The organism is Brochothrix thermosphacta DSM 20171 = FSL F6-1036 (assembly GCF_036884295.1).
Classification (GTDB): Bacteria; Bacillota; Bacilli; order Lactobacillales; family Listeriaceae; genus Brochothrix; species Brochothrix thermosphacta.
The window spans coordinates 2,514,527-2,537,231 of record NZ_CP145608.1; the positions used below are offsets into that span (position 1 = coordinate 2,514,527).

The 22,705-nt window shown below is 35.8% G+C and carries 17 protein-coding genes; 2 read left to right on the forward strand and 15 right to left on the reverse strand.

From position 1 onward, the window contains the following. Positions 1 to 210: 210 nt before the first annotated feature. The 4 genes from V6S17_RS12405 to V6S17_RS12420 form a co-directional block, all read right to left on the reverse strand. A complete protein-coding gene (locus tag V6S17_RS12405) occupies positions 211 to 1,698 on the reverse strand; it encodes an MDR family MFS transporter (protein WP_029091935.1) in 1,488 nt (495 codons plus the stop codon). 123 nt (positions 1,699 to 1,821) lie between these two features. Continuing rightward, positions 1,822 to 3,186 carry a replicative DNA helicase gene (gene dnaB / locus V6S17_RS12410; protein WP_029091936.1) on the reverse strand — a complete coding sequence of 455 codons (1,365 nt, stop codon included), beginning with the start codon at positions 3,184 to 3,186 and terminating at the stop codon, positions 1,822 to 1,824. Between the two features lie 33 nt (positions 3,187 to 3,219). Further along, positions 3,220 to 3,666, reverse strand: a complete 447-nt coding sequence (gene rplI / locus V6S17_RS12415) for a 50S ribosomal protein L9 (RefSeq protein ID WP_029091937.1) — start codon at positions 3,664 to 3,666, stop codon at positions 3,220 to 3,222. Between the two features lies 1 nt (position 3,667). Continuing rightward, positions 3,668 to 5,647, reverse strand: a complete 1,980-nt coding sequence (locus V6S17_RS12420; RefSeq protein ID WP_029091938.1) for a DHH family phosphoesterase — start codon at positions 5,645 to 5,647, stop codon at positions 3,668 to 3,670. Between the two features lie 351 nt (positions 5,648 to 5,998). Between V6S17_RS12420 and V6S17_RS12425 the strand changes: the two genes are divergently transcribed. Then, positions 5,999 to 7,003 (forward strand): YitT family protein, encoded by a 1,005-nt coding sequence (locus V6S17_RS12425; protein ID WP_080712942.1) that lies wholly within the window; start codon positions 5,999 to 6,001, stop codon positions 7,001 to 7,003. 16 nt (positions 7,004 to 7,019) lie between these two features. Further along, positions 7,020 to 7,796, forward strand: a complete 777-nt coding sequence (locus tag V6S17_RS12430) for a DUF2785 domain-containing protein (RefSeq protein ID WP_029091939.1) — start codon at positions 7,020 to 7,022, stop codon at positions 7,794 to 7,796. 159 nt (positions 7,797 to 7,955) lie between these two features. Here V6S17_RS12430 and rpsR read toward each other — a convergent pair whose 3' ends face one another. The 11 genes from rpsR to V6S17_RS12485 all read right to left on the reverse strand — a co-directional run bounded on the left by rpsR (position 7,956) and on the right by V6S17_RS12485 (position 22,439). After that, positions 7,956 to 8,195, reverse strand: a complete 240-nt coding sequence (rpsR, locus tag V6S17_RS12435; RefSeq protein WP_029091940.1) for a 30S ribosomal protein S18 — start codon at positions 8,193 to 8,195, stop codon at positions 7,956 to 7,958. Positions 8,196 to 8,221: 26 nt separating this feature from the next. After that, positions 8,222 to 8,761 carry a single-stranded DNA-binding protein gene (ssb, locus tag V6S17_RS12440; RefSeq protein ID WP_029091941.1) on the reverse strand — a complete coding sequence of 180 codons (540 nt, stop codon included), beginning with the start codon at positions 8,759 to 8,761 and terminating at the stop codon, positions 8,222 to 8,224. Between the two features lie 40 nt (positions 8,762 to 8,801). Next, positions 8,802 to 9,092: a 30S ribosomal protein S6 gene (rpsF, locus tag V6S17_RS12445; RefSeq protein ID WP_029091942.1), complete on the reverse strand. Its 291-nt coding sequence runs from the start codon at positions 9,090 to 9,092 to the stop codon at positions 8,802 to 8,804. A 196-nt stretch (positions 9,093 to 9,288) separates the two neighbouring features. After that, positions 9,289 to 9,912, reverse strand: coding sequence for a response regulator transcription factor (locus V6S17_RS12450; protein WP_029091943.1), 624 nt, complete (start codon positions 9,910 to 9,912; stop codon positions 9,289 to 9,291). 1,682 nt (positions 9,913 to 11,594) lie between these two features. Continuing rightward, complete coding sequence (locus V6S17_RS12455; RefSeq protein ID WP_029091974.1) at positions 11,595 to 12,833, reverse strand: restriction endonuclease subunit S; 1,239 nt, start codon at positions 12,831 to 12,833, stop codon at positions 11,595 to 11,597. Between the two features lie 16 nt (positions 12,834 to 12,849). Next, entirely contained in the window at positions 12,850 to 13,782 is a 933-nt protein-coding gene (locus V6S17_RS12460) for a site-specific integrase (RefSeq protein ID WP_029091975.1), read from the reverse strand. 81 nt (positions 13,783 to 13,863) lie between these two features. Continuing rightward, complete coding sequence (locus V6S17_RS12465) at positions 13,864 to 15,441, reverse strand: type I restriction-modification system subunit M (protein WP_029091976.1); 1,578 nt, start codon at positions 15,439 to 15,441, stop codon at positions 13,864 to 13,866. Continuing rightward, entirely contained in the window at positions 15,441 to 18,512 is a 3,072-nt protein-coding gene (locus tag V6S17_RS12470; RefSeq protein WP_029091977.1) for a type I restriction endonuclease subunit R, read from the reverse strand. Before V6S17_RS12470 ends, V6S17_RS12465 begins: the two co-directional genes overlap by 1 nt. Before the next feature lie 607 nt (positions 18,513 to 19,119). Further along, positions 19,120 to 20,166 (reverse strand): polysaccharide lyase family 1 protein, encoded by a 1,047-nt coding sequence (locus tag V6S17_RS12475; protein ID WP_029091978.1) that lies wholly within the window; start codon positions 20,164 to 20,166, stop codon positions 19,120 to 19,122. A gap of 1,468 nt (positions 20,167 to 21,634) precedes the next feature. Continuing rightward, positions 21,635 to 22,072: a hypothetical protein gene (locus V6S17_RS12480; protein ID WP_029091979.1), complete on the reverse strand. Its 438-nt coding sequence runs from the start codon at positions 22,070 to 22,072 to the stop codon at positions 21,635 to 21,637. Between the two features lie 151 nt (positions 22,073 to 22,223). Further along, the gene (locus V6S17_RS12485) at positions 22,224 to 22,439 is read right to left on the reverse strand and encodes a hypothetical protein (RefSeq protein WP_036027526.1); all 216 of its coding nucleotides are present in this window, start codon (positions 22,437 to 22,439) and stop codon (positions 22,224 to 22,226) included. Positions 22,440 to 22,705: the final 266 nt, after the last annotated feature.

The window sequence follows — 22,705 nt, forward strand, 5'->3', positions numbered from 1 at the left end:
TAGTTCAATCTTATAACGAGACGTCTAGACATTCAATCTATTGTAAGACCAAGTTTGTCACAACAAGTTGTGACAAACTTGTGATTCCATAAAAAAGACGCCTTCTATAGCAGAAGACGCCTCAGCACACAGAAATAATAATATTAAATTGTTTCAGTCTAACAGCTGAGTATCGTTATCATCTCGATACTCTGTCGTTAGTCATCAGAATTATTCTTGCTCGCCATCCTTAGCATTTCCCATCATAAAGATGGCAATCGCAGCGATTGCGATTGGAATCAACGCAACAAAAAACATTGTTGACACACTTGAGGCCATAGCATCAATCACTTTATTTAAAACTTCAGTTGGTATTTTAGCACGCGCAGATGATTCAAACAGCTGCTGTGTATTACCAAACTGAGCTAAGTCTACTTTGGCTCCCACAAATTTATCACTTAATTTAGTGTTAAATACATTTGATTGTAACGTGCCAAACATCGCAATACCTAATGTCATACCGAACGAACGGATAAATGAATTAGTTGATGTGGCAGTCCCTCGAAAACGTGGTTCCAATTGGTGCATCGATGCTGTTGGTAAAATTGAGAAGGAGAAACCTACGCCAATTCCTGTCAGTGCCATATAAACCGCTAAAAGGATGCGAGACGTGTCAGCTGAAATGGTTGATAACAACGCCATCCCAATAAAAAACACGACAACAGAGATACTCATCAAGTGACGGAATTTCACACGTGTTAAAAAGATTCCGCCTGTCGCACTACCTACAACAGATCCAATCATCATTGGCATTAAAATAAACCCTGCATTCGTTGCACTCCCGCCATACACGGCTTGCACGAAGATTGGGATATAAACCGTCAGAATAATAAATGTTGCCCCATATAATAATGCGGCGATTTGTGCTGTTAAAAACAGGCGACGCTTAAACAAGCCAAATGGTAAAATCGGATCCACAGCACGTTTCTCCGCCATTACAAACAGCCCAGAAAAGAGTACAAATATCACTGCGAGAGCGATAATTTCGGCTGAATCCCACGCAAAGGTGTTACCGCCTAACTCTAAGCCAAACATTAAACTAACGACTGCAACCACTAACGTTGCCGCTCCTAACCAATCAACGACTTGTTTTTGTGGTGCATTGTTTTCTTTATAGAAGAGCATAATTAGTGCAATGACCACGATACCAATTGGCACATTCACATAAAACACCCAATGCCAGCTGAAATTATCGGTAATATAAGCACCTAACATCGGCCCCATTACACTTGATAAACCAAAAACTGCACCTAACATCCCAGTCATCTTGCCGCGTTGTTGCGGTGGGAAAATATCATAAACGATTGTAAAAGCAATCGGCATTAAAGCCCCACCACCTATACCTTGAATCGCACGGAAAATACTAAGTTGAATCATGCTATCTGCTAGTCCACACAAAGCTGATCCAATCAGGAAGACGACTATCCCAAAAATGAAGAAACGTTTACGTCCATACATGTCGGATAACTTACCAAAGACTGGCATCCCAGCCATCATCGTTACCATATAAGCAGCTGTTACCCATACAAAGTGGTCAAGTCCACCTAAATCGGAGACAATCGTCCCCATCGCAGTCGCTACAATTGTATTGTCCATCGCTGCCATGAGAATCCCTAGTAGCAATCCTACAACGACAAATTTTATTTTTTTATCAGTCATTCTTTTCACCTCAAGTTAATTTTACTCTTTATAAATCCTATATTGTATCATATTTTTCACGATAAAAAAGCCTGACACGCGTCAGGCTCTATCTTGCATAAGATTAAAAGCTAGAAGTACTATTTAAGCCCCCATCGGAGGTGGCATATCATCACGTACAACAAGGTCAACGAACTTGTTATACTCCTTCACAAAGGCAAGTTGCACAGTCCCGACAGGACCATTACGTTGCTTTGCAATAATAATTTCAATCGTACCATTATCTTCATCTGCTGCTTCACGATCGTAATAATCTTCACGATACAAGAAAGCAACAATATCAGCATCTTGCTCAATCGAACCCGATTCACGAATATCAGACATCATTGGTCGTTTATCTTGACGTTGTTCAACACCACGTGACAACTGAGATAAGGCAATAACAGGCACTTCAAGTTCACGCGCCAACTGTTTCAAGGTACGTGAGATTTCTGAAACTTCTTGCTGACGGTTTTCACCCCCACCAATACCGCTCCCTTGAATTAATTGTAAATAATCAATCACAATCATACCTAAACCATGTTCTTGTTTTAGACGACGACATTTTGATCGAATCTCGTTCACACGAATACCTGGTGAATCATCAATGAAAATATTAGTGCTTGATAACGTACTAATTGCTAATGCCAACTTGCGCCATTCTTCATCATTTAGTTTACCCGTACGCATATTTTGTGCATCAATATTGCCCTCAGCACAAAGCATACGGTTAATTAATTGACTCGCGCCCATTTCCAAACTGAAGATAGCGACAGTTTCATTCGTCTTAATAGCTGTATTTTGTGCTATGTTTAAAGCAAAAGCCGTTTTACCTACAGAGGGTCGAGCAGCAACAATAATTAAATCATTCCGTTGAAAACCAGCAGTCATCCGATCCAACTCTTTAAAGCCTGTCGGTAGCCCTGTAATATCTCCTTCACGATTACTCAGCAATTCGATATTATCATACGCTTCAGAAAGCACATCGGTAATATTTTTAAATTGACCCACATTCTTACGTTGCGCAACTTCTAAAATACGACGTTCGGCATCATCCACAAGCGCCTCGACGGTCTCTTCATTAGCAAAACCACTTGTAGCAATTTGCGTGGCAGTGTTTATCAAACGTCTTAACAATGCTTTTTCTTCGACGATTTCAATATAATAACCAACGTTAGCTGCCGTCGGTACCGATACTGCTAAATCTGTTAAGTACGAAATACCACCAATATCCTCAATTAAGCCTTGCGATGTTAAAGTCTCCGAAACGGTGACAACATCCAGCGCTTTACCTTGCTCATTCATAATCACCATTGCTCGGAAAATATGTTGATGCGCCTGACGATAAAAGTCCTCGGGTTGCAAGACTTCTGCGGCTGTAATCAAAGCATTAGGTTCTATAAATATCGCACCAATAATCGCTTGTTCGGCTTCATTATTTTGAGGCGGTGTACGATCGATGTTATCCATCAGGCAACTCCTTCCATCGTTTACTTTTTGTTACTATTTTTCTTCACTCACATGAACGTTAAAGACAGCCTCAACGTCATGATGTAATTTAATAGGGACTTTTGTTACGCCTAATGAACGGATTGGGTCCATTGTCATTTTACGTTTATCCACTTTAATGCCTGCTTGTTTTTCTAAACCTTGTACAACTTGCTTAGAAGATACTGAACCGAAAATACGACCATCCGCACCCACTTTAGCTTTTAATTCAACTGTTACTTTTTCTAATTCTGCTTTTAAAGCTTCAGCTTCAGCTAATTCTTCTGCTGCTAATTTATCTGCTTTTTTATTTTTAGCTTTTAATGTGCTAATACTTGTTGCGTTAGCTTCTTGAGCCAAACCTTGTTTGATCAGGAAGTTTTGTGCATAACCATCAGGCACTTCTTTAATTTCACCTTTTTTACCTTTACCTTTTACATCTTTTAATAGAATAACTTTCATTTTATTCTTCCCCTTTCCAATAAGCATCGATCGCTTCTTTTAGGCGTACCTCTGCTTCCTCACAACTAACGTCCGCTATTTGCGTCGCCGCGTTCGAAAGATGGCCGCCGCCATCGAGCATTTCCATAATAATCTGTACGTTGATTTCGCCGAGCGAACGCGCACTTATGCCCACTCTATCATCTTCACGTCTAAATAACACAAACGAAGCCTCTACACCTTCCATTCCTAACATACGATCAGCCGCTTGGGCTGCTAATACATTATTGTAAGGAACATCGTCTGGCCCCATTGTAATTGCCATACCGTCATGATAAAAGCTCATCGTTTCAACGAGACGATTACGTTTAACAAATGTATCTAAATTCTCTTTTAAAAACTGTTGAACTAACACGGTGTCTGCACCTAATGAGCGTAAATATGATGCCGCATCAAATGTTCGCGAACCTGTTCGTAATGTAAAGTTTTTAGTATCGACTACAATCCCGGCTAACATAGCTGTTGCTTCAATTGCTGAAATCGATGTTCCTGTTGGTTGATATTCAAACAACTCTGTAATCAATTCTGCCGTTGATGAGGCATAAGGTTCAATATAAACCAATACAGGGTTAGGGTGCTCAATAAAGTGTTCTGAGCGTCGATGATGATCAATAATCACACATTGATCAATCATATCCAATAATTCATTGGCTTCAACCATCGCAGGGTTATGTGTATCAACCACAACTAACAGTGTTTTTTTAGTGATATGATTCTTAACCTTTTGGGGTGAGATAATATTGCGCGTAACATCCGTATTCTTATCAATCTCACTCATTAAACGCTGAACATCATCGTTTAACATCTCCGTATCCACAACAACATAGGCATCCTTACCGTTCATTTCAGCAATTTTACGAATACCTAAGCAGGATCCGATGACATCCATATCTGGAAAACGATGACCTACCACTACAACGTTATCACTTTGCGATATTAACTCTTGTAACGCTTGTGAAATAACACGTGCACGTACGCGCGTCCGTTTTTCCATGGGGTTAGTTTTACCGCCATAAAAACGCACTTTTGCCTCGGGTTGTTTGATAACCACTTGATCGCCACCACGTCCTAAAGCTAAGTCCAATGATGATTGACTTAATTCTGCAAGCAATGTTAAATCAGAATCATTATATGCCAAACCAATACTTAAAGTTAACGGGATATTTTTCTTCGATGTTTTTTCACGAATGACATCAAGAATCGCAAATTTATTTTGTTCTAACTCAACCAACGTTGAATAGCGCATCACAACTGTATAGCGTTCTGATGACATCCTTTTCAAGAAAATCGCATGTGTTCGTGCCCATTGACCTAAGGTTGACGTAACAATGTTGTTTAACGCACCACGTCGTCTATCATCCATACCTTGTGTCCATTCATCATAATTGTCTAAGAAAATAACACCGATAACAATTTGATTTTCTTCATTTTCTTGTACCAATCCCTCAAGTTCATTAGCGTCTTGAAGATACAAAAAACGTTCATTCTTGTTCACTGTAACTTCAAAATACTGATTGTTCCACTGGATGGTCTGAGTGTTATCTGTCGTTGCGTTCTGAATAATACGCCACAAATCTGACTCTTCATTATTCAAAGTAAGTCCGATAACTTCTTCGTAGTCAAAGTATTTACGCATATAAGCATTCATCCATTCAACTTGGGACTCTTCATTGTAAATCAGTAAACCTAAAGGCATTTCACTTACTGCACGTTGTTCCGCTTTTTGTACACGTGACGCTAACATATTTGTTGTCTGTTGTATTTGTTTATTCAATTTAAATTCCGCAATAATCAACACGACTAATGTAGCTCCTGCTAAAATAAAAAACGGAAATACCAACCACCAATTATTAACTTGCGAGACAATCGCCATCACTACAAAAAGGATAACAATTGCATATAATAAAAAGCGGACATAGCGACGTTGCATGTATGATAACATTGTTTCAACTCCACTCTGTTCATCTTAAAAAAGACAAATCATTTCATGATTACTCTTGTAATTTTACCATACTCAACCGTTTTTTTTTCAAATCGGTCCTTTTTTTTTCATATCGGCGATTAACCACTACATATTGATACTAATTATTAGAGACAAACTTTCATACAATTTTCACTTAAAATTAGTACTAACTACCAAAAAACACCCTATTGTCACAATTACAAAATAGGCAAATCAGCGTGTGAATGTTATGATATATGGAGATAAAGAGATTCTCTTAACTAAAATATAAAGGAATGAATTCACGTGTCAAAAGTTAAAGATGCAGCATATTATGAACATCTTAAAAAAATGCTAATTGCTATACTATCCGCCTTTTTATGTGCTATCAGTATGAAACTATTTTTAATACCTGCGAAAGTTTATGCTTCTGGTTTAAATGGGGCTGCTCAGCTGATTGTTGATATTTTCCATGACTTTTTAAGCATCGATTTGCCAATGGGGCTACTTATAATCGCTCTTAATTTACCTGTTTTTTGGATTGGTTGGACTCGTGTAGGTAAGTCGCTCACATTTTATAGTTTTGTTGTGATTGGTATTACCGCTTTTTTCTTATCAGTTATCCCTACTCATCAAATTTCTGATGATATTATACTTAACTCTATTTTTGGTGGTGTTATTTCTGCCGCTGGTGTTGGTCTTGCTTTGAAACATGGTATTTCTACTGGTGGATTAGATATCATTGCCCTGTACCTGTCTCGTAAGAATGATACACCTACAGGCCGCTATTTCATGATTCTTAATGGTATTATCATCGTTGTAGCTGGAGCAGTTTATAACTGGCAGAACGCTTTATACACGCTAGTCTCACGCTATGTTAATAGCTACGTGATTGATCTTATTCATACAAATTATCAAAAATTGACTGTTTTTATCATCACGCCGCATGCAGATGCTGTTGTATCAGCTATTCAAGAAAACTTCGATCGTGGCGCTACGATTATCCCAGCATATGGTGGTTACTCAAAAAAACCAATTTATTCTGTCATGATGGTTGTAAGTAATTATGAAATTTACGAGATTGAACGCACAATTAAAAGCGTTGATCCTAAAGCATTTATAGACATAGTGGAAACACGTCGTTTAAATGGTTATTATCATAGCGAAAAAGAACAAAATTCTTTCTTGAAAAAACGTCAAAAACTAAAAAAAGATAATCACAAACACCCTAATGGCGAAAATATTATTGATTGTCAAAAACGTTACCGTCGTCGTTATCAACGTAATGGTGGTAAACAATCAACCATAACACATAATGAACACTTCCAAGCTAATCATAAGCACAACAAACAATAACAGAGGAGGTTTTAACATGCATCTAGCTGAAACAATCCAACAGAAAATGGCTACAGACCAACTTCACTCATTGTCCGATAACGAGCTACACCGTTTACTTGAACAAAGCAGCTCTTCATCACTTGTAATTGATCCTCAGGATAAACATTATACAACCGGTGATTTAATCAGTGATTTGATTACAAAAGATATTGTGTCACGTAAACAAAAACGTGACTTACTTAAAGTGCTTATTTCTGATAAATATCTCTTTAAAAATATTGATACACCACTTTCTAATGATGTGTTTAAACGAGTGTTCGCCTTACGTTTAATTGAGACACTCATAAAAAATGATGACCAGTTGATCGGGTTTTTACTTTCAGATCAAATTGATTTGATCTCGGTGTCACTCATTACCTACTTAAATAGAGAGACGGATTATCGTGGTTACCTTTTTTCTGACAATAACGCTTGGCTTCAAACGTTCACACACACAGCAAATGTGATTACGACGATTATCAGACACCCGCAAGTTTCAATAGATACAAAGATTTTACTATCAGAAGAGCTCTTAACAAAATACGCGACCTATCCTTCACACTTTCTATTTGGAGAAGAAATCGCTACTTCTAAAGCAATTACTTATTTAATTAAGCTTTATCCACACATAGAAGGCCGCGTACACGATTATTTATCTGCTTGGGTACCAACAATTGAATTCTCAACAGATGATGATGTGGCACGTTATTATAACCACCAACGTTTCGAGAATGCGTTTGTACTTTCACAAAAAATAATTAATTCAAACTAATATATAGTTTAAAAGAAGCAACTTATCCACATGTGGATAAGTTGCTTCTTTATTTTAGATATGACGTTACCCACAAAGATATCACCAGTTGTGGATAACATTTCCTTTTTCAGGCAATAAAAAAACCACTTTCCGGAAAAAGTGGCTAACTAATCGAACTTATTTTTCTTCTGCGACAAATGGTAATAAAGCCACTTGACGAGAACGTTTGATAGCGATAGTTAATTTACGTTGGTATTTAGCGCTTGTACCCGTTACACGACGTGGTAAAATTTTACCGCGTTCTGAAACGAATTTTTTAAGCAAATCTACATCTTTGTAATCGATGTACTCAATGTGGTTCGAAGTAAAGAAACATACTTTTTTACGACGACGTCCACCTCTGCGTTGTCCTGCCATAGTTGTTGACCTCCCTTAGTTTATTTTTAGAATGGTAAATCATCATCAGAAATATCGATTGGCTTGCCATCACTAGCAAACGGGTTGCTGAAAGCAGGCTTACTCGATTGTTGACTGTTTTGATTATACGCATTTCCTTGATTTGATTGTGGCTGTTGATTTCCACCATTATAAGAACTACTATCGTCATTATAATTGTTGCCGCCTTGATTGCTTCCACTCGCACCTGAATTTCCTGCGTTAGCATTACGCGGCTCTAAAAATTGAACACTCTCAGCGACCACTTCAGTTACATAAACGCGACGACCATCATTTGCTTCGTAATTACGCGTTTGTAAACGACCATCAACACCAGCTAAACTTCCTTTTTTCAAGAAATTAGCTACGTTTTCAGCCGCCTTACGCCAAACGACACAGTTAACAAAGTCAGCTTCTCGATCCCCTTGTTGATTCGTAAACGTACGATTTACAGCTAGTGTAAACGTGGCTACAGCAGCACCAGCTGGTGTGTAGCGAAGTTCTGGATCCTTAGTTAAACGACCCACTAGAACAACACGATTCATCATCAGACACAACCCCCTCTACTCTTAGTAATTTTTTTGCTATTTATGCTTCGTCTAAACGAACTATCATATGACGGATAACATCTTCACTGATTTTAGCTAAACGGTCAAATTCTTGACCTGATGCAGCATCTTCAGAATTGATTGTTACCAATTGATAGAAACCATCTTTAAAGTCGTTGATTTCATAAGCTAAACGGCGTTTACCCATATCTTTTACTTCGATGACTTCTGCACCTTCAGCTAAGATACCGTTAAAGCGTTCGAAAACAGCTTTTTTAGCTTCTTCTTCAATGTCTGGACGTACAATGTACATAATTTCGTACTTTCTCATCGTCTTTCACCTCCTTGTGGACTATGCGGTTCTATGATTAATCATAGAACAAGGAATAATTTTCATTACTCACATCTACGAATTATATCATATCTCCTATTCCAGTACAACTAATCATTTATATATATTTCTTTCAATAACGTTTTTATCCAAATAAAAAAGCGACTATTTCAATTGAAGTAGTCGCTCAAATTTATTATGAAATCTTTTGGTGGTTTTGGAATGTTAATACCGCTTCAACACGATTATGTACGTTCAGTTTTTTCAACACACTGCTTACATGATTTTTAACCGTATTTTCTTTGATATTCAATTCCTTTGAAATTTCATTGTTCTTTTGGCCTTTTGCCATTAATTTTAACACTTCATATTCACGACTAGTTAGTCTTAGTTGCATAGCATAACTGATATTGTCAGCTGCCTCTTCTTGACGATTTGCAGTAAAATAATCAATATGCGGATCTACAAAAATACGATTTTGCATCATGCTGTTTAAAGCAAAATTCAAACCAAGTGTATCCATATTAAACGTTAATAAGCCTTTCACACCTTCTTCAATACTTGTATCCACTTCGGATTTTGTATATTTAGATGCGATATAGCCAACAACGATTTCTTCTGTTTGTAAATATGTTTTGATATCTTCTGAAATGCCTTTGTCAGAATTGAGAAGTACAACATCTTGTGCACCGCTTAATTTTGATTGAATATCTTCTAAATTTAATTCACATGAATCTAAGGTATGCTCTGTTGTTGCTAAAATAATTTTAAGCCCCTCAGAATAAATATGATTACAACCTGCTAATACAATGTGTCCCATTTTTTAAAATCCCCTTTTTTAGCATCTGATGTTCAGATTACTATGTAGTTGTGTTTTGCCAATTTACTGCTGAAAAAATCAATGATTTTTTCGGTTATTGCTACCTCTTTTAATAATAATCGTTGAAGATGATGTTCCCTAGCATACATTTCAACCGCTTAAAGAGAGTTTAAATTTCAAAATAACATTTCTCTATCTAAATAAAAATAATTAATCAGCTATTTATAAAAAACTAGAGTACTACTCTATTATACCAATTATTTATGATTATTTTGATTAGATAATTCCCTTGTTTTTAATTCACCATGATAGAGTACTAATGTTATTCTTCTTATTATAACGCTTTTTAACCATTCTTATCAACATAAAAGTGAATATTTTTGATTACGTTCTTCAAAAACCCCTAATTAGCTGTATCCTCAATGTTTCTAGGATATAATGGATAAATAACTTACGGCATGTAAATAGATTAAAATAACTATAACAATCGCTGTTATAACAGCGTTTATACTTATTAACCATTTCAATACGTTTAAATGGATTAAAACCATATGGGTATCACAGTGGGTATCAAAAAATATATGTCGGGCGCATTTAAGTATCTTACTTCTTAGTAAGGTGCTTTTTTTGTCCGCTTCATGAGCCGAAGCCAAAAATGGCTCGGGCGTATATTATCAATCTGAAATTTTTATATTGGGAACATCTGAATATGAGTTTTTGGAATGTGTTTATAATTCTGAAAGTTCATTTCGGGAAAAAAATGTGCGTAAAATAATAGCTTCGATTGCTCGCTATATATACAAGGTAGGGGGGCTAAAATTCTCATGTCCCTTATTACATGCCATTCTGTGAGTATTTAACAGACTGATACACATAAATATATAACCGCTTCATAAAACGCCTACAAGAGGATTCTAGTGGAGTTAAATAACATGTATTTCTATTAATTTATGTATTTATTTGCTATTAATTGCATGTTTTTATACTTTAAATAGGCATAAAAGTATGATAATCACTTTAATTACATCGGTTTCATTCCCTTTAAGGACTCCGAAAACTCCGATTAAGGCATTCAACTAGTGGTGATCTAATGAAACATATAACCGACTGTATGCCCTTGTGTGCTGTCCTCACATACTCATGATTAAATATATGTCTAATGTCATAAGATTGTTTGTAGGCTCAATAAGTCCCCCTATCGCATGGCATAAAAAAGACTAACAGTTTAGGGGGCTGTTAGTCTTTATCACATAGAAGAACATAAAAAATCATCCTCTCGTAGATAAGTTTAATATATTCTTATCTCTACGAAAAGTTGTCTAAGATTCGATACTAACACCAATAATTAAGAACACTAATACGCAGAGTATTAATAGTGTTCATATCCTTGTATAGTTATCTGTTCTTACCCTTTGCAGGTGTTAGTTAGGTATAATTCTATAAAAAACATCCACCGAGCCAGTTTTGGCTTCGTCTAAGTACTTAGGTTAACCGCTTCACACTATTACACCTCATGCACTCATTCAGTGCGTTAACATAGTTTTATTAGTTGCCATTATCATTGCCACAAGTGGCAACATAGTGGTTATCTAAAAAATATCTTTCCCAAGAAGTTGGGAACAATGGTTATGAAGCGGATAACTTCGCCCACTTGTGGACAATACTTCTAAAAACGGATTATCTCAACTGTTTTTAGGAAACATTTTTTGTAAAAAGCCTTTTTTCTGCTCTTTAAGAAGTTCTAACTTACGCTGATGAAGAGCGATAGTGTTATCTAGTTGTTTGAAGAATGAACCGATTTTTTGTTGTTCTTCTAATTTTGGATATAAAATATTTACTTGTTTTAGATCAGAGTTATGCAGATGAACTACAGATTTTCCTTGAGCTCTCTTAGACATTTCTTTTTGTTGAGATCCATTAGAAATAGTTAAAGCTAAAAAAATAGAATCAATATAATTTACTGGTTTAATTATATTTAAATCTCCGCCTAAAATTATACCTGATTTCCCAACAACTGAAGCTCTAGAAATATCTTCTGAAGATTCTCCTGATGCAGGCACTATGACTTCAGATCCTTCACTAATTATTGATTTATCTTTCTTATTTACAAATGTATCTACTTTCTCAATAACTGTTTCATATTTTGTATATAAGCGACCATATAAAATTATTGGATCTCCAAATTCGACTAAATCATTTTTTGTATATCCATTGCCTTTTGAAAAACTAGCTAATTCACCTAACTTACGCTCTTCCCAATCGTCTGTAAAGCCCTTAAATCGAATCTCTGGGGCAGTTTGACCATTTTTAGGGAACATTTTTTGCAAGTAGCCTTTTTTCTGCTCTTTCAACAAATCTAACTTGCACTGTTGAAGGGAGATAGTATCATCTAAATGTTTAAAGAACGTACCAATCTTTTCTTGTTCTAATTTTCCAGGAAGATACAGATTCATGGATAATAAATTTTCAGGACTGACTGATTGTCGTTCATATACGGTCCCTTGCTGGTATTTCAATGCACGTTTAATAAAATCCTTTCGCGTTATAAGCATTTCAATAAATTCTGGCATTGTTACATCATTATTTACTAAAAAAGTTACATAGATGGGACTAAAAACAGCATTGCCATATTTATTACGTGAAATGGCTCCAAATTTTAAATTTGCTGGATTATACACAATATCATTTAATACCGTTACTTTATATTTTTTTGAACTTTTATCGCCAACAACCAGCTGTTCTCGTTCATAACGATCAGTTTTTGGAGTAACGCCATTTTCAACTGTAAATGATACTAAAGGATACTCCATACTTTGCGGTTGTTGATTATTTCTTTCCCGGAGTACTTCAGAGAGTCTACGCTGTTCCCATTCATTAGTAAAACCAGAAAATCTTATTTCTGGTATATTTTTATGTTCCATTTTTTCAGCTCCTTAATTACCAATTGATTAATATACTCGCAATTTGCTCATTTGCCTTTTTTTCAGCTGTTTTAAGTAAGTGAATATAGGTTGATTGTGTTGTAATAGTATTTGCATGGCCCAGGCGTTTCGCTACTGCTTGTATGCTGACACCTTTAGCTATAAGAACCGATGCATGTGTATGGCGTAAACCGTGTAGCGTTATGACTGGTATATTAGCCGATAGACACCTCTTTTTTAATCTGTTGTTAATCGTTGAATTAAAAACTGGTGGATGCCCTACACCACACAACTGAGGCCAGATAGGCATTTTATCTTTTTGCTTCTCAATCAAGGGTCTAAGTATCCAAGCCGTCTTTAAATCCAACGAAACACAACGGATAGACGACGTATTTTTAGTTGGCTGAAAGCGTATCTTCTGCGTCTTTTTCTTATAATCATAAGATTTTGTTATATTGATAGCTAATTGCTCAAAATCAAAATCTTCTTTAGTCAGCGCCAATGCTTCTGAAAAACGAATACCTGTTGTTATCAAAAGTAGAATAAAGTGATCCCAATTCAATGCTGACTGATACTTGATTTCTAAACATTTCATCAATAATTTCGCTTCATCTTCTTCAAGATGTTTAACAGACGCATTCACTTTAAGCCCGCCTAGTTGGACTCTACGTGTAATATCTTTTGTAATTATTTCGTCATCCAATGCATCGAGTAGACAAGAGCGTATCTGTCTATGAAAATCAACTACTGTTTGATGTGCATGTTTTGCGGCATATGCCCTAATAATTGTTTGATAATCTTGTCTACTTAGTTCTGATAAATCTTTTTTAGGTTCTAAACTTTCTAACCATCTACCTGTCATTCGATATTTAGCAAGCGTCACATCTCTTACAACGTCCTTCTTATTGCACTGCACCCACTCTTTATAGTACGTAGATAAATACATCATCAAAAAAGCACCTCTTTTAATAGATTTAGTTACCTTAAGATAACTACCCTACTAAAGAAAGTTACTGCTCATATTTTATTATCACAGTGTATTTTTTATAGCTTCAATGATTTCTTTATTACCATCACTCGTTTCTAAGTGAGCGATTAAACTTAACATTACTTTTTCACTGTCATTAATTTCTTGATTAATGCTAGTAAGCGACTGGCTATTATCAACCAAATCAATTGCCTCTTCTTCTTCAAAAGTATCTACATATCTCGGGATATTGAGATTGAAATCATTTGCAGCTAATTCTTCAAAATTCGCGACATAAGCATATTTTTCAATAGCTTGTCGTCCTTTGTATGTCGCAATAATCTTTTCAATATGTTTTTGAGAAAGTAGATTTTGATTTTTTTGTTTAGTAAATTCATTTGATGCATCAATAAATAAAACATCTCGGTTTGAACGGTTCTTTTTAAGAATAATGACGGTCGTCGGAATACTGGTGCCATAAAAAATATTAGCAGGCAATCCTATAACCGCATCAATTGCACCCATTTCTAACAATGCCTGACGAATCGTTCCTTCTGCCGCTCCTCGGAATAAAACACCATGTGGTAATACAATCCCCATCGTTCCTGTATCTTTCAAATGATAAAAACCATGCAATAAGAAAGAAAAGTCAGCTTTTGATTTTGGTGCTAACTTTCCAAAACGCTCAAAACGTTGATCAGAAAGAAATTTATCCGCCGCTGACCATTTAGCTGAATAAGGAGGATTCATCACAACTGAATCAAATTGGTGTGGTTCTTCTGTTGGCCAATCTGCATCTAACGTATCGCCATTATTCAAGTTCATGCGCGCTTTATCGACACCATGTAAAATTAAGTTCATACGCGCTAAATTAAACGTTGTCGTATTTAATTCTTGCCCATGATAATGTACTTGATTAGGATTCATTAAATAGCGACGAATGTTTAACATCAAAGAACCTGACCCCATTGTCGGGTCATAGATATGAAACGGCGCACGATTTTCTTGACCAATTGACGTGATTTCTGACATGATATGCGATACTGCTTGTGGTGTATAAAATTCGCCTGCTTTTTTACCAGCACTTGAAGCAAATTGCCCAATTAAATATTCATAAGCATCACCGATAACATCCCCATCGTGTTCAAATAAATCAATTTCATCCAGTGCACGTAAAACTTCCGTAATAGTGACATTGCGCTGTTGTGCATTAGAACCTAATTTCGTAGAATTCAAATCAATATCTGCAAATAAACCATTAAATTCTTCTCCTTGACGTTCCAGTTCATTAAAACCCTCTTGTAAATCTGTTAAATTAAATTCATAGCTATCTGCTTTTTGGCGATAAGTGTAGAAAAGTTGTTCTGGTTTAATAAAATACCCCGTTTGTAACCGAATGATTTCTTCTAATTCTTCGGGCTCTTCCGTATACCATTCCATCAATCCGTTATACTGCTCACTACGACTTGGAAAAAGAGCTGCTTTCCCATTTTCTTGTTCATATACTTCTCTTAATTGGGAATCAGATAAATATTTATAAAAAATCAAACCTAATAAATAGTTTTTATACTCACTTGCATCCATTTTTCCACGAAGAATATCCGCTGATGCCCATAATTGTTGTTCTAATCCAATCGCCATTATAATTCCTCTTTCCATTTTTGAATAATATCAAAGTTTTTTTGTAGTAACTGTTCTAACACTTTGGTACGTCGACGGTATTTTTCACCTGTTTTTTCTTCAAACGCTTCTTTTGAGAGGGTCATCGTATCTAATAGGTGTGATAAATAAGGAATGACTTTCCCTTCTGAACGGTATTCATTAGCCGCTGATTGTAACAATTCTATTGAAAGCCCCAACTCCTGCGCCTGATTTTCGGTTAAATGTCTAATTTTATCTTGAATAGCGTCTTCCTTTAGGGCAATAACATTTATTGGTTCTTCTGTATGAATCAATTGATTTTTCAACTCTTCATACATCGGTTGAACGAGAGGGTCTTTCATTTGTATTTCTTTGTCAAACCTTTCAATAGCGCCTTCTTCTCTTTCTTGAAGAGCTCTCAGTAACTGATTAATATAAAAACTATCCACTACATCTTTATGCGTGGCGTTCAAATGAGAAGAAAAAGTAATATCTGCTAATAGCTCCTCAATATCTCGATCATCGTGTTCTTCTACTAGTTTTTCTTTTATCTTAACTTTTAAATTTTCATTTTTCCCTTGATAATTTGGCATTGCTTCTACAAATTCAGTGAATTCTTCAATTTCTTCTTCATATTCATCGTAGCTTTTTAATGCTTTATAACTTTTTTCCAATTTTTGATAAGCGCTAACTTGATTAATCATCGCCTTTACATCTGTTGGATTAACCATAAGCTCTCCTTCTGCTTGATGATAGACTTGGGCTAATGATTCAAACTCTTCCCTTACCTCCTTATATTCTCTTGGAATAAGTACTTTAAAGTCTTGTATCTCGTTTGAAAATAAACGGAATGTATCTTGTACATTTCTCTTCATGGTTTCAGGTTTACGAAATGTAACAATCATTCCCACGTCTTTTTCAAAACTAATACGATTCGTTCGTGAGAAAGCTTGCAGCATTTTTTGATAACTCATCTCACGATCAATATATAAAGTTTGAATAGTCGGGGAATCAAACCCTGTAAGTAAACGATCAACAACGATTACTAAATCAAGCCATTGCCCATTGATTTGATATTGTTTCTCTTTACGTGCTAAGCGTCTATTTATGTTTTGATTGTATAACTTTTCATCATCATGTGCTGTCATATCAAATTGCTTGGCATAGTCAGTCATTATTTCAACAAGTTCATCATCTTGTGCGTTTTTATCTAGTTGATCTGGATTGGTTGAAAAAGTAATCGCCACACGTGGAAAATCCTCATCAATCAATTGATGACGCTCATCAAATTGACGACCAGTCAGCAAAGTGCCTTCATCTTTCATTTTTTTCAACATATAATACACGCGTTTAGCTTGTGCAATCGAATGTGTCGTTAAAATACCAGACATTGTAGGATAGCCATTTTTCACGTTAAACTTTTTTATAACACTCCGACGATTAAATATTTTATGTAACATCGCGTGTATGTGTTTGTCATCTTCATACAATTCCGCGGGTAATTGACTTTCCTGCTTAATCGGATCATCACTTCTTTTTCCTTTATTCGATCGCGCTATTATCTCTTCTTGATCTTCTTCTAACAACAAAGAATGATATTCGACTTGAAAACCCAATACCGCTTCATCATCCATTGCATTTTTGGTAGTATACGCATGTAGTAAAGGGCCATACTGTTGTTCTGTCGTTCGTGCATAGGTCCCATTTTCTTGTTTTTTATTCTCTTCAAAAATCGGCGTTCCCGTTAATCCAAACCATGTTGAATTGGGTAATAATTTTTTTATACGTCGCATTTCTTCATCACTTACTGCTCGATGAGCTTCATCTACAATAAAAACAACATGCTCCTTGCGCAATTTTTCGAATTGATTTGTCCCCTTTTTTTCACTTTCTTGTTGCGCATTACGCATTGCAGCCGATAACTTTTGGATGGTCGTTACTAAAATCGTATTATTATTTTTCGCTGACAACAAACTACGTGTCAGCTGTTTTTGATTTTTTATTCCCACTATCAATGTATTCGCAACGGCTGTCCCCGTCGATTGTCCGGTATGATATTCGGATGCAAATTTCGTAAACTCATCTTGCGTCTGTGCATCTAAATCCGTACGATCAACAACCATTACCGTTCTGTCTACACCTATCGAATGTTGAGCCAATAATTTAGTTGCAACAAAACTTGTAATTGTTTTCCCTGAACCTGTCGCGTGCCAAATAAAACCACCTTCATGTTGCGCTGCTTGTCTACGTATTCTACGAATCGCATGAATTTGATAAGGACGCAGAACCATTAGAAATTTTTGGTTTTTTTGATCATCGACTAAAACGGTGAATTGACTAATTAATTCATGAGCATCTGGAATCCTTAACACCACACGGGTGAAATCAAACAAATCAGGGACAGGGATATTATCTTCTGTTCGCCAGTTAAATAAAAACTTCTCCATTCGTTTATAAGCTTGCGGTGTATCTTCACTTGGACGCGCAAAATATCGTGTATCCACTTTATTAGACACAACAAAAATTTGAGTGGTGGCATAAATACCCTTGAAAAAACCTTCTTCTGCATATCGCTGTATCTGCTGATACGCTTGGATAAATCCATCTTTCGCAGATTCTTTTTTCAATTCAACATGGATAATCGGCAACCCATTAATTAGCAACGTCACATCTCCGCGTACAAGCCGCTTCGTATCTGGAACAATTTGATGCACCACTTCATATGAAGATGTCCCGCCTGAAATATCTTTGTTACGGAACGCTTCCAGCGTTACTTTTTCACCTGTATCTCTTTCCAATACTATTTGTGAAATACCATTTTCACCACGTAGCCATTGCGAGGCTAAAAAAGGAGTTCCTGTAAGGCGAGCAAGTTCGACTTGAATTTTTTTAGTTTCTTTGATGCTTAACTTTATATCTTTCAAAACAGCCACATTCAAGCGATCTAAATGCGAAAAGAAATTCCCCCATAAATCTGCTTCTGTTTTTATATCCGGTCGATAACGCCATTGATTTTCTTTCTCGCTAAGAATTCTTATAAAATCTCTTTCAATATCTAATTCAGTTGACATAGCTTTCTCCACCTATCTGACCCTCACTGATATTTTAATTACTATTTTTATCGTTAACCTTCTTTATCTTACTATTTTTTTATAGATATAAACAGCTAAAATCAAAATTTTAAATTGACCAAAAACATTCCAATGACTAACTATGTAGATAAGTTTATTCAAAGCGTTCTCAAGACTGACATTAAAATATTTCATGATAGATTTTTGAATGTAGTATTTTGTAGTAATTTGCATGATAATGATTGCTGTTTTCCTTCTGTTTATCTAATAAATGGGCATTTTTTAGATTTACAAACTACTACAAACGCTATTTTTATCACCCCATTTGCAACCTCATGCAATGAATAATTGCACTAGGTGGATACATGAAGCACTCCTTACACATGCAAAACCTTAGCAAATCTGAGCATTTCTCTGCAACCTACACTAAGGATCATTGAGTTCAGCTATTTACCTGGTCTTTTTTAGGTGTCTTGATTTCTAACGTGTCCTATTACTTTAAAACCTCACAAAACCTTACATAAATTAATCGGCTGATTTTTCAGCACAAAGTAAATATAAAAAAGATACCATTCTTTACAGAACAGTATCTTTCTTTTTTTATATTTTACTGACCGAATATTAATGTAGTATTTTGAGACCCTGCATATTTTTGTGTGAAATCTTTAGCATATTGAGCTGTATTAACTTTATATGCATAGTTGCTATGCGGATTCCAACTTGTAACAGGAGACTTTTGATTGAATTTAACATTACTTCCAACATCTATAAATTGTCCGTTCCCTTTATCATCCAAAGCACCACCTCTTTGAGAGCCTTCTCCAAAGTAGTTTGCTTCAGAATATATTTTCGCATGATTTGCAAGTGTAAAACCTAAATTAAAATTATTGATATAGTTATTTTTAACATGGAAAAATCCATATCTCATTAATCCAGGTGCTCTAACTGTAAGGTTATCAAAATAATTATTCGCAATTGTCATGTGTGGATAGCCATCGTATGTCGCACCACTTGAACTGTTATCATCTGGATATCCAAGAATTAATCCATAACGATGATTACTAAATTTCGAGTTACTTATCGTTACGTAGTCAGCTTTAACTCCCACATAAAGTAATTTATCTAAATCATGACCGTTAGGATCATAATTATGACCTGCGAACGTAACATGATCAATCCAATAATTTTGACCATAATTCAAATACATTTGAATATCATCATTAGCATTTATAGATGCATCGTGAACTAGTGTTATGTTTTGAAAAATAATGTTGCTAGAGTTTTGATTAGCTGCTAAATAAATATTATTTAGCGTTCTATGTTTATAACTTCCAACTAATGTTTTATTAGATCCTAAATCTACTTTAGTTTTTCCATTTGTTGATATATTTTTTTGAATAACAATTATCTCTTTCACATTCGTAGATAAATGTTGTTTTAAATCTTGAATAGTTGAAACGTAAACAATTTTACCACCTACACCACCAGTTGTTGCATTTTTATTTTGACCTTTTTCATTTTTTGCTTGTCCTGCAAAACCAGTGAGCCCATTTGCACCAGAATTCGGAAAAATATCTGCAGCACTAACAGAAAAGGGCACGACAAGCAATACTGTAACCAATAAAACACCTAATAATAACATTGTTTTTTTCATTTATATAATCCTCCTATGCATTGATAAGACAACTATACATAGAATTTTGTACGCTCGTCAACCTTTTTATGAAAACGCTTTACTGTTATCACATAACTTACTCATTGTATGATTTAACAACCACTTTATCTATGCGTATAACTAAAAGCTGATTACTCATATTATTATCTACACAACTATGAATTGGTATACCTCAAAACACCTAATCATTATCTTTTTAGCAAACCCTAAAATTTCGATATTGCACCTCAACGCTCGTATTATTTGTACGTGTGTTATTGCTCATGCCCAATTATGGGCACGTAACCCTTGCGATTTCTCACACACACCGCCATAACGATTCGTTAGGTCATCATCTCCTAGTGATTCGCTAGGTCACCATTACGCCCTAAACTTTCTTTAGCCCCCCCTCATGAGAATATTTTTATTTCTGCGGAAAAGACCCCCACCCCGTTCCCCAGTTTGAATTTAAACAGTGAAAATTTTGAAGCGGGGGCATCATTGCGATTAAATTCATTTTATTCCGCACTCACTTCCCTCTACAGACGTTTCAAACTCGTTTACATGTAAAAATGCTAGTATTGGGTTAAAAACAGCTTACACGCTAAATAAATACTCATTTTACACTTCAGCCTTATCCCTCTAAAAATCAACTGATTCAATAACGTTGATCAGAATGATACTTTCACGACTGATAAAGGATTAGAAACATTGACACACTAGCTTAATTAAACGTGACCAACAAATAGGACAGCTCAATTTTGACTTGACCGCTTCAATGCGATTAGAGGACAACGCATTTTATCGTTATCAACGACTGGTGACTTTTCACCTCTCCTATATCCGATGTCACTGTTAAGACTGTAGCTATAAGATTTAACACTAACATTCTCTAACATTTCCACTATTCTCCACTAATTTTATATACAAGATGTATTCCAACATTTTCCAACATTTCACCCAATCAACGACACCCGAAAAACGGGTTTTGTTCATTTCCCTACGCATTAACTGACAAACACTTGCAAAATGAGTTTATTCGGCTCTCATTCATCTTTATAGCGATTTAAAATAGTTTTACATGTAAATGCTCGCAAATTATAGAAAACGTCTTAAACAGACAATCAAGGGCTTATGTTAAATTAACAACTCGTCAAATTGACGAATCGACAATAAATAAAAACTGTATGATCCAAAATAAATAAAAACACCTATCAGCAATTCGTCAAATTGACGAACACCTAAAATTATAAGCAGTATGATCCCTACTAAACAAAAGCACCTGTCAACCATCGTCAAAATGACGACTGTTCAAACGTATGCCATTGAACGCCTAACCGTCTTGAAATTCACGATTGTTCAAACATATGTCATTGAACGCTAACCGTCCTTAATTTCGTGACGGTTGAAAATACCCGCTTCACTCACAACAAAAAAGCAAGCACCTGTTAAGGTACTCGCCTGTTTGTTAACTGATATACGTTGCAAACCTCGCTACTTTTTCATCACTCACGCCTACTACTTCGAGAAACGTATCAACGACTGGCTTTTTATGTCGGCTATATGCCCCACTGTTTAGCTCAAGTATCTCTGCTACCTTGCTGTCATTAATCAAATAGATAAAGCGTAATGTAAATAATCGCTTGCGTAATTCTAAGGTTTGAAGCGGATAACGGCTATTATTAACCGCTAACGCCTTGTAATACTTGTCTATAACATCACACCACTGGTTAAAGGTTTGCTTGTCCTCATTCTCGTCTACATCGTCAAATGGTTGTGGTAGGTGTATAGGTGTGATGTCTTGCGTGTAATACAACTCCTCCATGCCTAACCGTCTGCGTGTCTGTAAATAGTGTTGAATGATAATGTGCATGCCATTCCGCTTCGTAACTCCGTTTAATGCCATATGTGTTCCCCCTTTGTTTGAATGCTATTAATTGACCAACGCTATTTTACTCCCGTCGCACTTTTACGCTCGGCTCATTTTTGACCCCGAGGGAATTTTCCCCTCGGCTATATATTTATAAATGTCAACATTTGTCAACATTTTTCGACACTTATGCCGAATTACGCTTCTTCACTGTTTCAAATTTAATATAATACCCTGTCTTTTTGAATGGTGAAGTTTCAAGATGACAGTGCGCACTATAATACCCCTCCATTTTTCCATGCACATGATAATCCTCACAAAACGGACACCATGCTTTGATTGTATTTTCTGAATGTGGTAACCCTAAAAGTGTCGGGTAGTTATTTTTTTTACTTCTCGCCATGTGTTGCACTCTCCTTTTCTAAGTTTTTGGTGATAAAAAAAGCCAAAACGGGTTAATTCCAACAATTAAATGGCAACCAAAACACTTACGGCTCTAAGACTATAATTCCCATTGGCTTATTTGTCTAACCTTTTTCAATACATACTCCTTATGTGTATACATGTATCTATTTACTATTTCCCACGTACAAGAGTTATAAAAAGTATAGGTAATTGAGCCAATAGGGTGTTAACTCCTTTAGTACCTTATGATTTCATTGCCATTTT

What these genes read in the sequence shown, in the direction of transcription:
- V6S17_RS12460 (WP_029091975.1), bottom strand. Translation starts at nt 13,782, where the DNA reads ATGATGTATTTATCTACGTACTATAAAGAGTGGGTGCAGTGCAATAAG.
- dnaB (WP_029091936.1), bottom strand. Translation starts at nt 3,186, where the DNA reads ATGGATAACATCGATCGTACACCGCCTCAAAATAATGAAGCCGAACAA.
- V6S17_RS12405 (WP_029091935.1), bottom strand. Translation starts at nt 1,698, where the DNA reads ATGACTGATAAAAAAATAAAATTTGTCGTTGTAGGATTGCTACTAGGG.
- V6S17_RS12420 (WP_029091938.1), bottom strand. Translation starts at nt 5,647, where the DNA reads ATGTTATCATACATGCAACGTCGCTATGTCCGCTTTTTATTATATGCA.
- V6S17_RS12450 (WP_029091943.1), bottom strand. Translation starts at nt 9,912, where the DNA reads ATGGGACACATTGTATTAGCAGGTTGTAATCATATTTATTCTGAGGGG.
- V6S17_RS12465 (WP_029091976.1), bottom strand. Translation starts at nt 15,441, where the DNA reads ATGGCGATTGGATTAGAACAACAATTATGGGCATCAGCGGATATTCTT.
- rpsF (WP_029091942.1), bottom strand. Translation starts at nt 9,092, where the DNA reads ATGAGAAAGTACGAAATTATGTACATTGTACGTCCAGACATTGAAGAA.
- V6S17_RS12455 (WP_029091974.1), bottom strand. Translation starts at nt 12,833, where the DNA reads ATGGAACATAAAAATATACCAGAAATAAGATTTTCTGGTTTTACTAAT.
- V6S17_RS12425 (WP_080712942.1), top strand. Translation starts at nt 5,999, where the DNA reads ATGCTAATTGCTATACTATCCGCCTTTTTATGTGCTATCAGTATGAAA.
- V6S17_RS12480 (WP_029091979.1), bottom strand. Translation starts at nt 22,072, where the DNA reads ATGGCATTAAACGGAGTTACGAAGCGGAATGGCATGCACATTATCATT.
- ssb (WP_029091941.1), bottom strand. Translation starts at nt 8,761, where the DNA reads ATGATGAATCGTGTTGTTCTAGTGGGTCGTTTAACTAAGGATCCAGAA.
- V6S17_RS12485 (WP_036027526.1), bottom strand. Translation starts at nt 22,439, where the DNA reads ATGGCGAGAAGTAAAAAAAATAACTACCCGACACTTTTAGGGTTACCA.
- V6S17_RS12470 (WP_029091977.1), bottom strand. Translation starts at nt 18,512, where the DNA reads ATGTCAACTGAATTAGATATTGAAAGAGATTTTATAAGAATTCTTAGC.
- V6S17_RS12430 (WP_029091939.1), top strand. Translation starts at nt 7,020, where the DNA reads ATGCATCTAGCTGAAACAATCCAACAGAAAATGGCTACAGACCAACTT.
- rplI (WP_029091937.1), bottom strand. Translation starts at nt 3,666, where the DNA reads ATGAAAGTTATTCTATTAAAAGATGTAAAAGGTAAAGGTAAAAAAGGT.
- V6S17_RS12475 (WP_029091978.1), bottom strand. Translation starts at nt 20,166, where the DNA reads ATGAAAAAAACAATGTTATTATTAGGTGTTTTATTGGTTACAGTATTG.
- rpsR (WP_029091940.1), bottom strand. Translation starts at nt 8,195, where the DNA reads ATGGCAGGACAACGCAGAGGTGGACGTCGTCGTAAAAAAGTATGTTTC.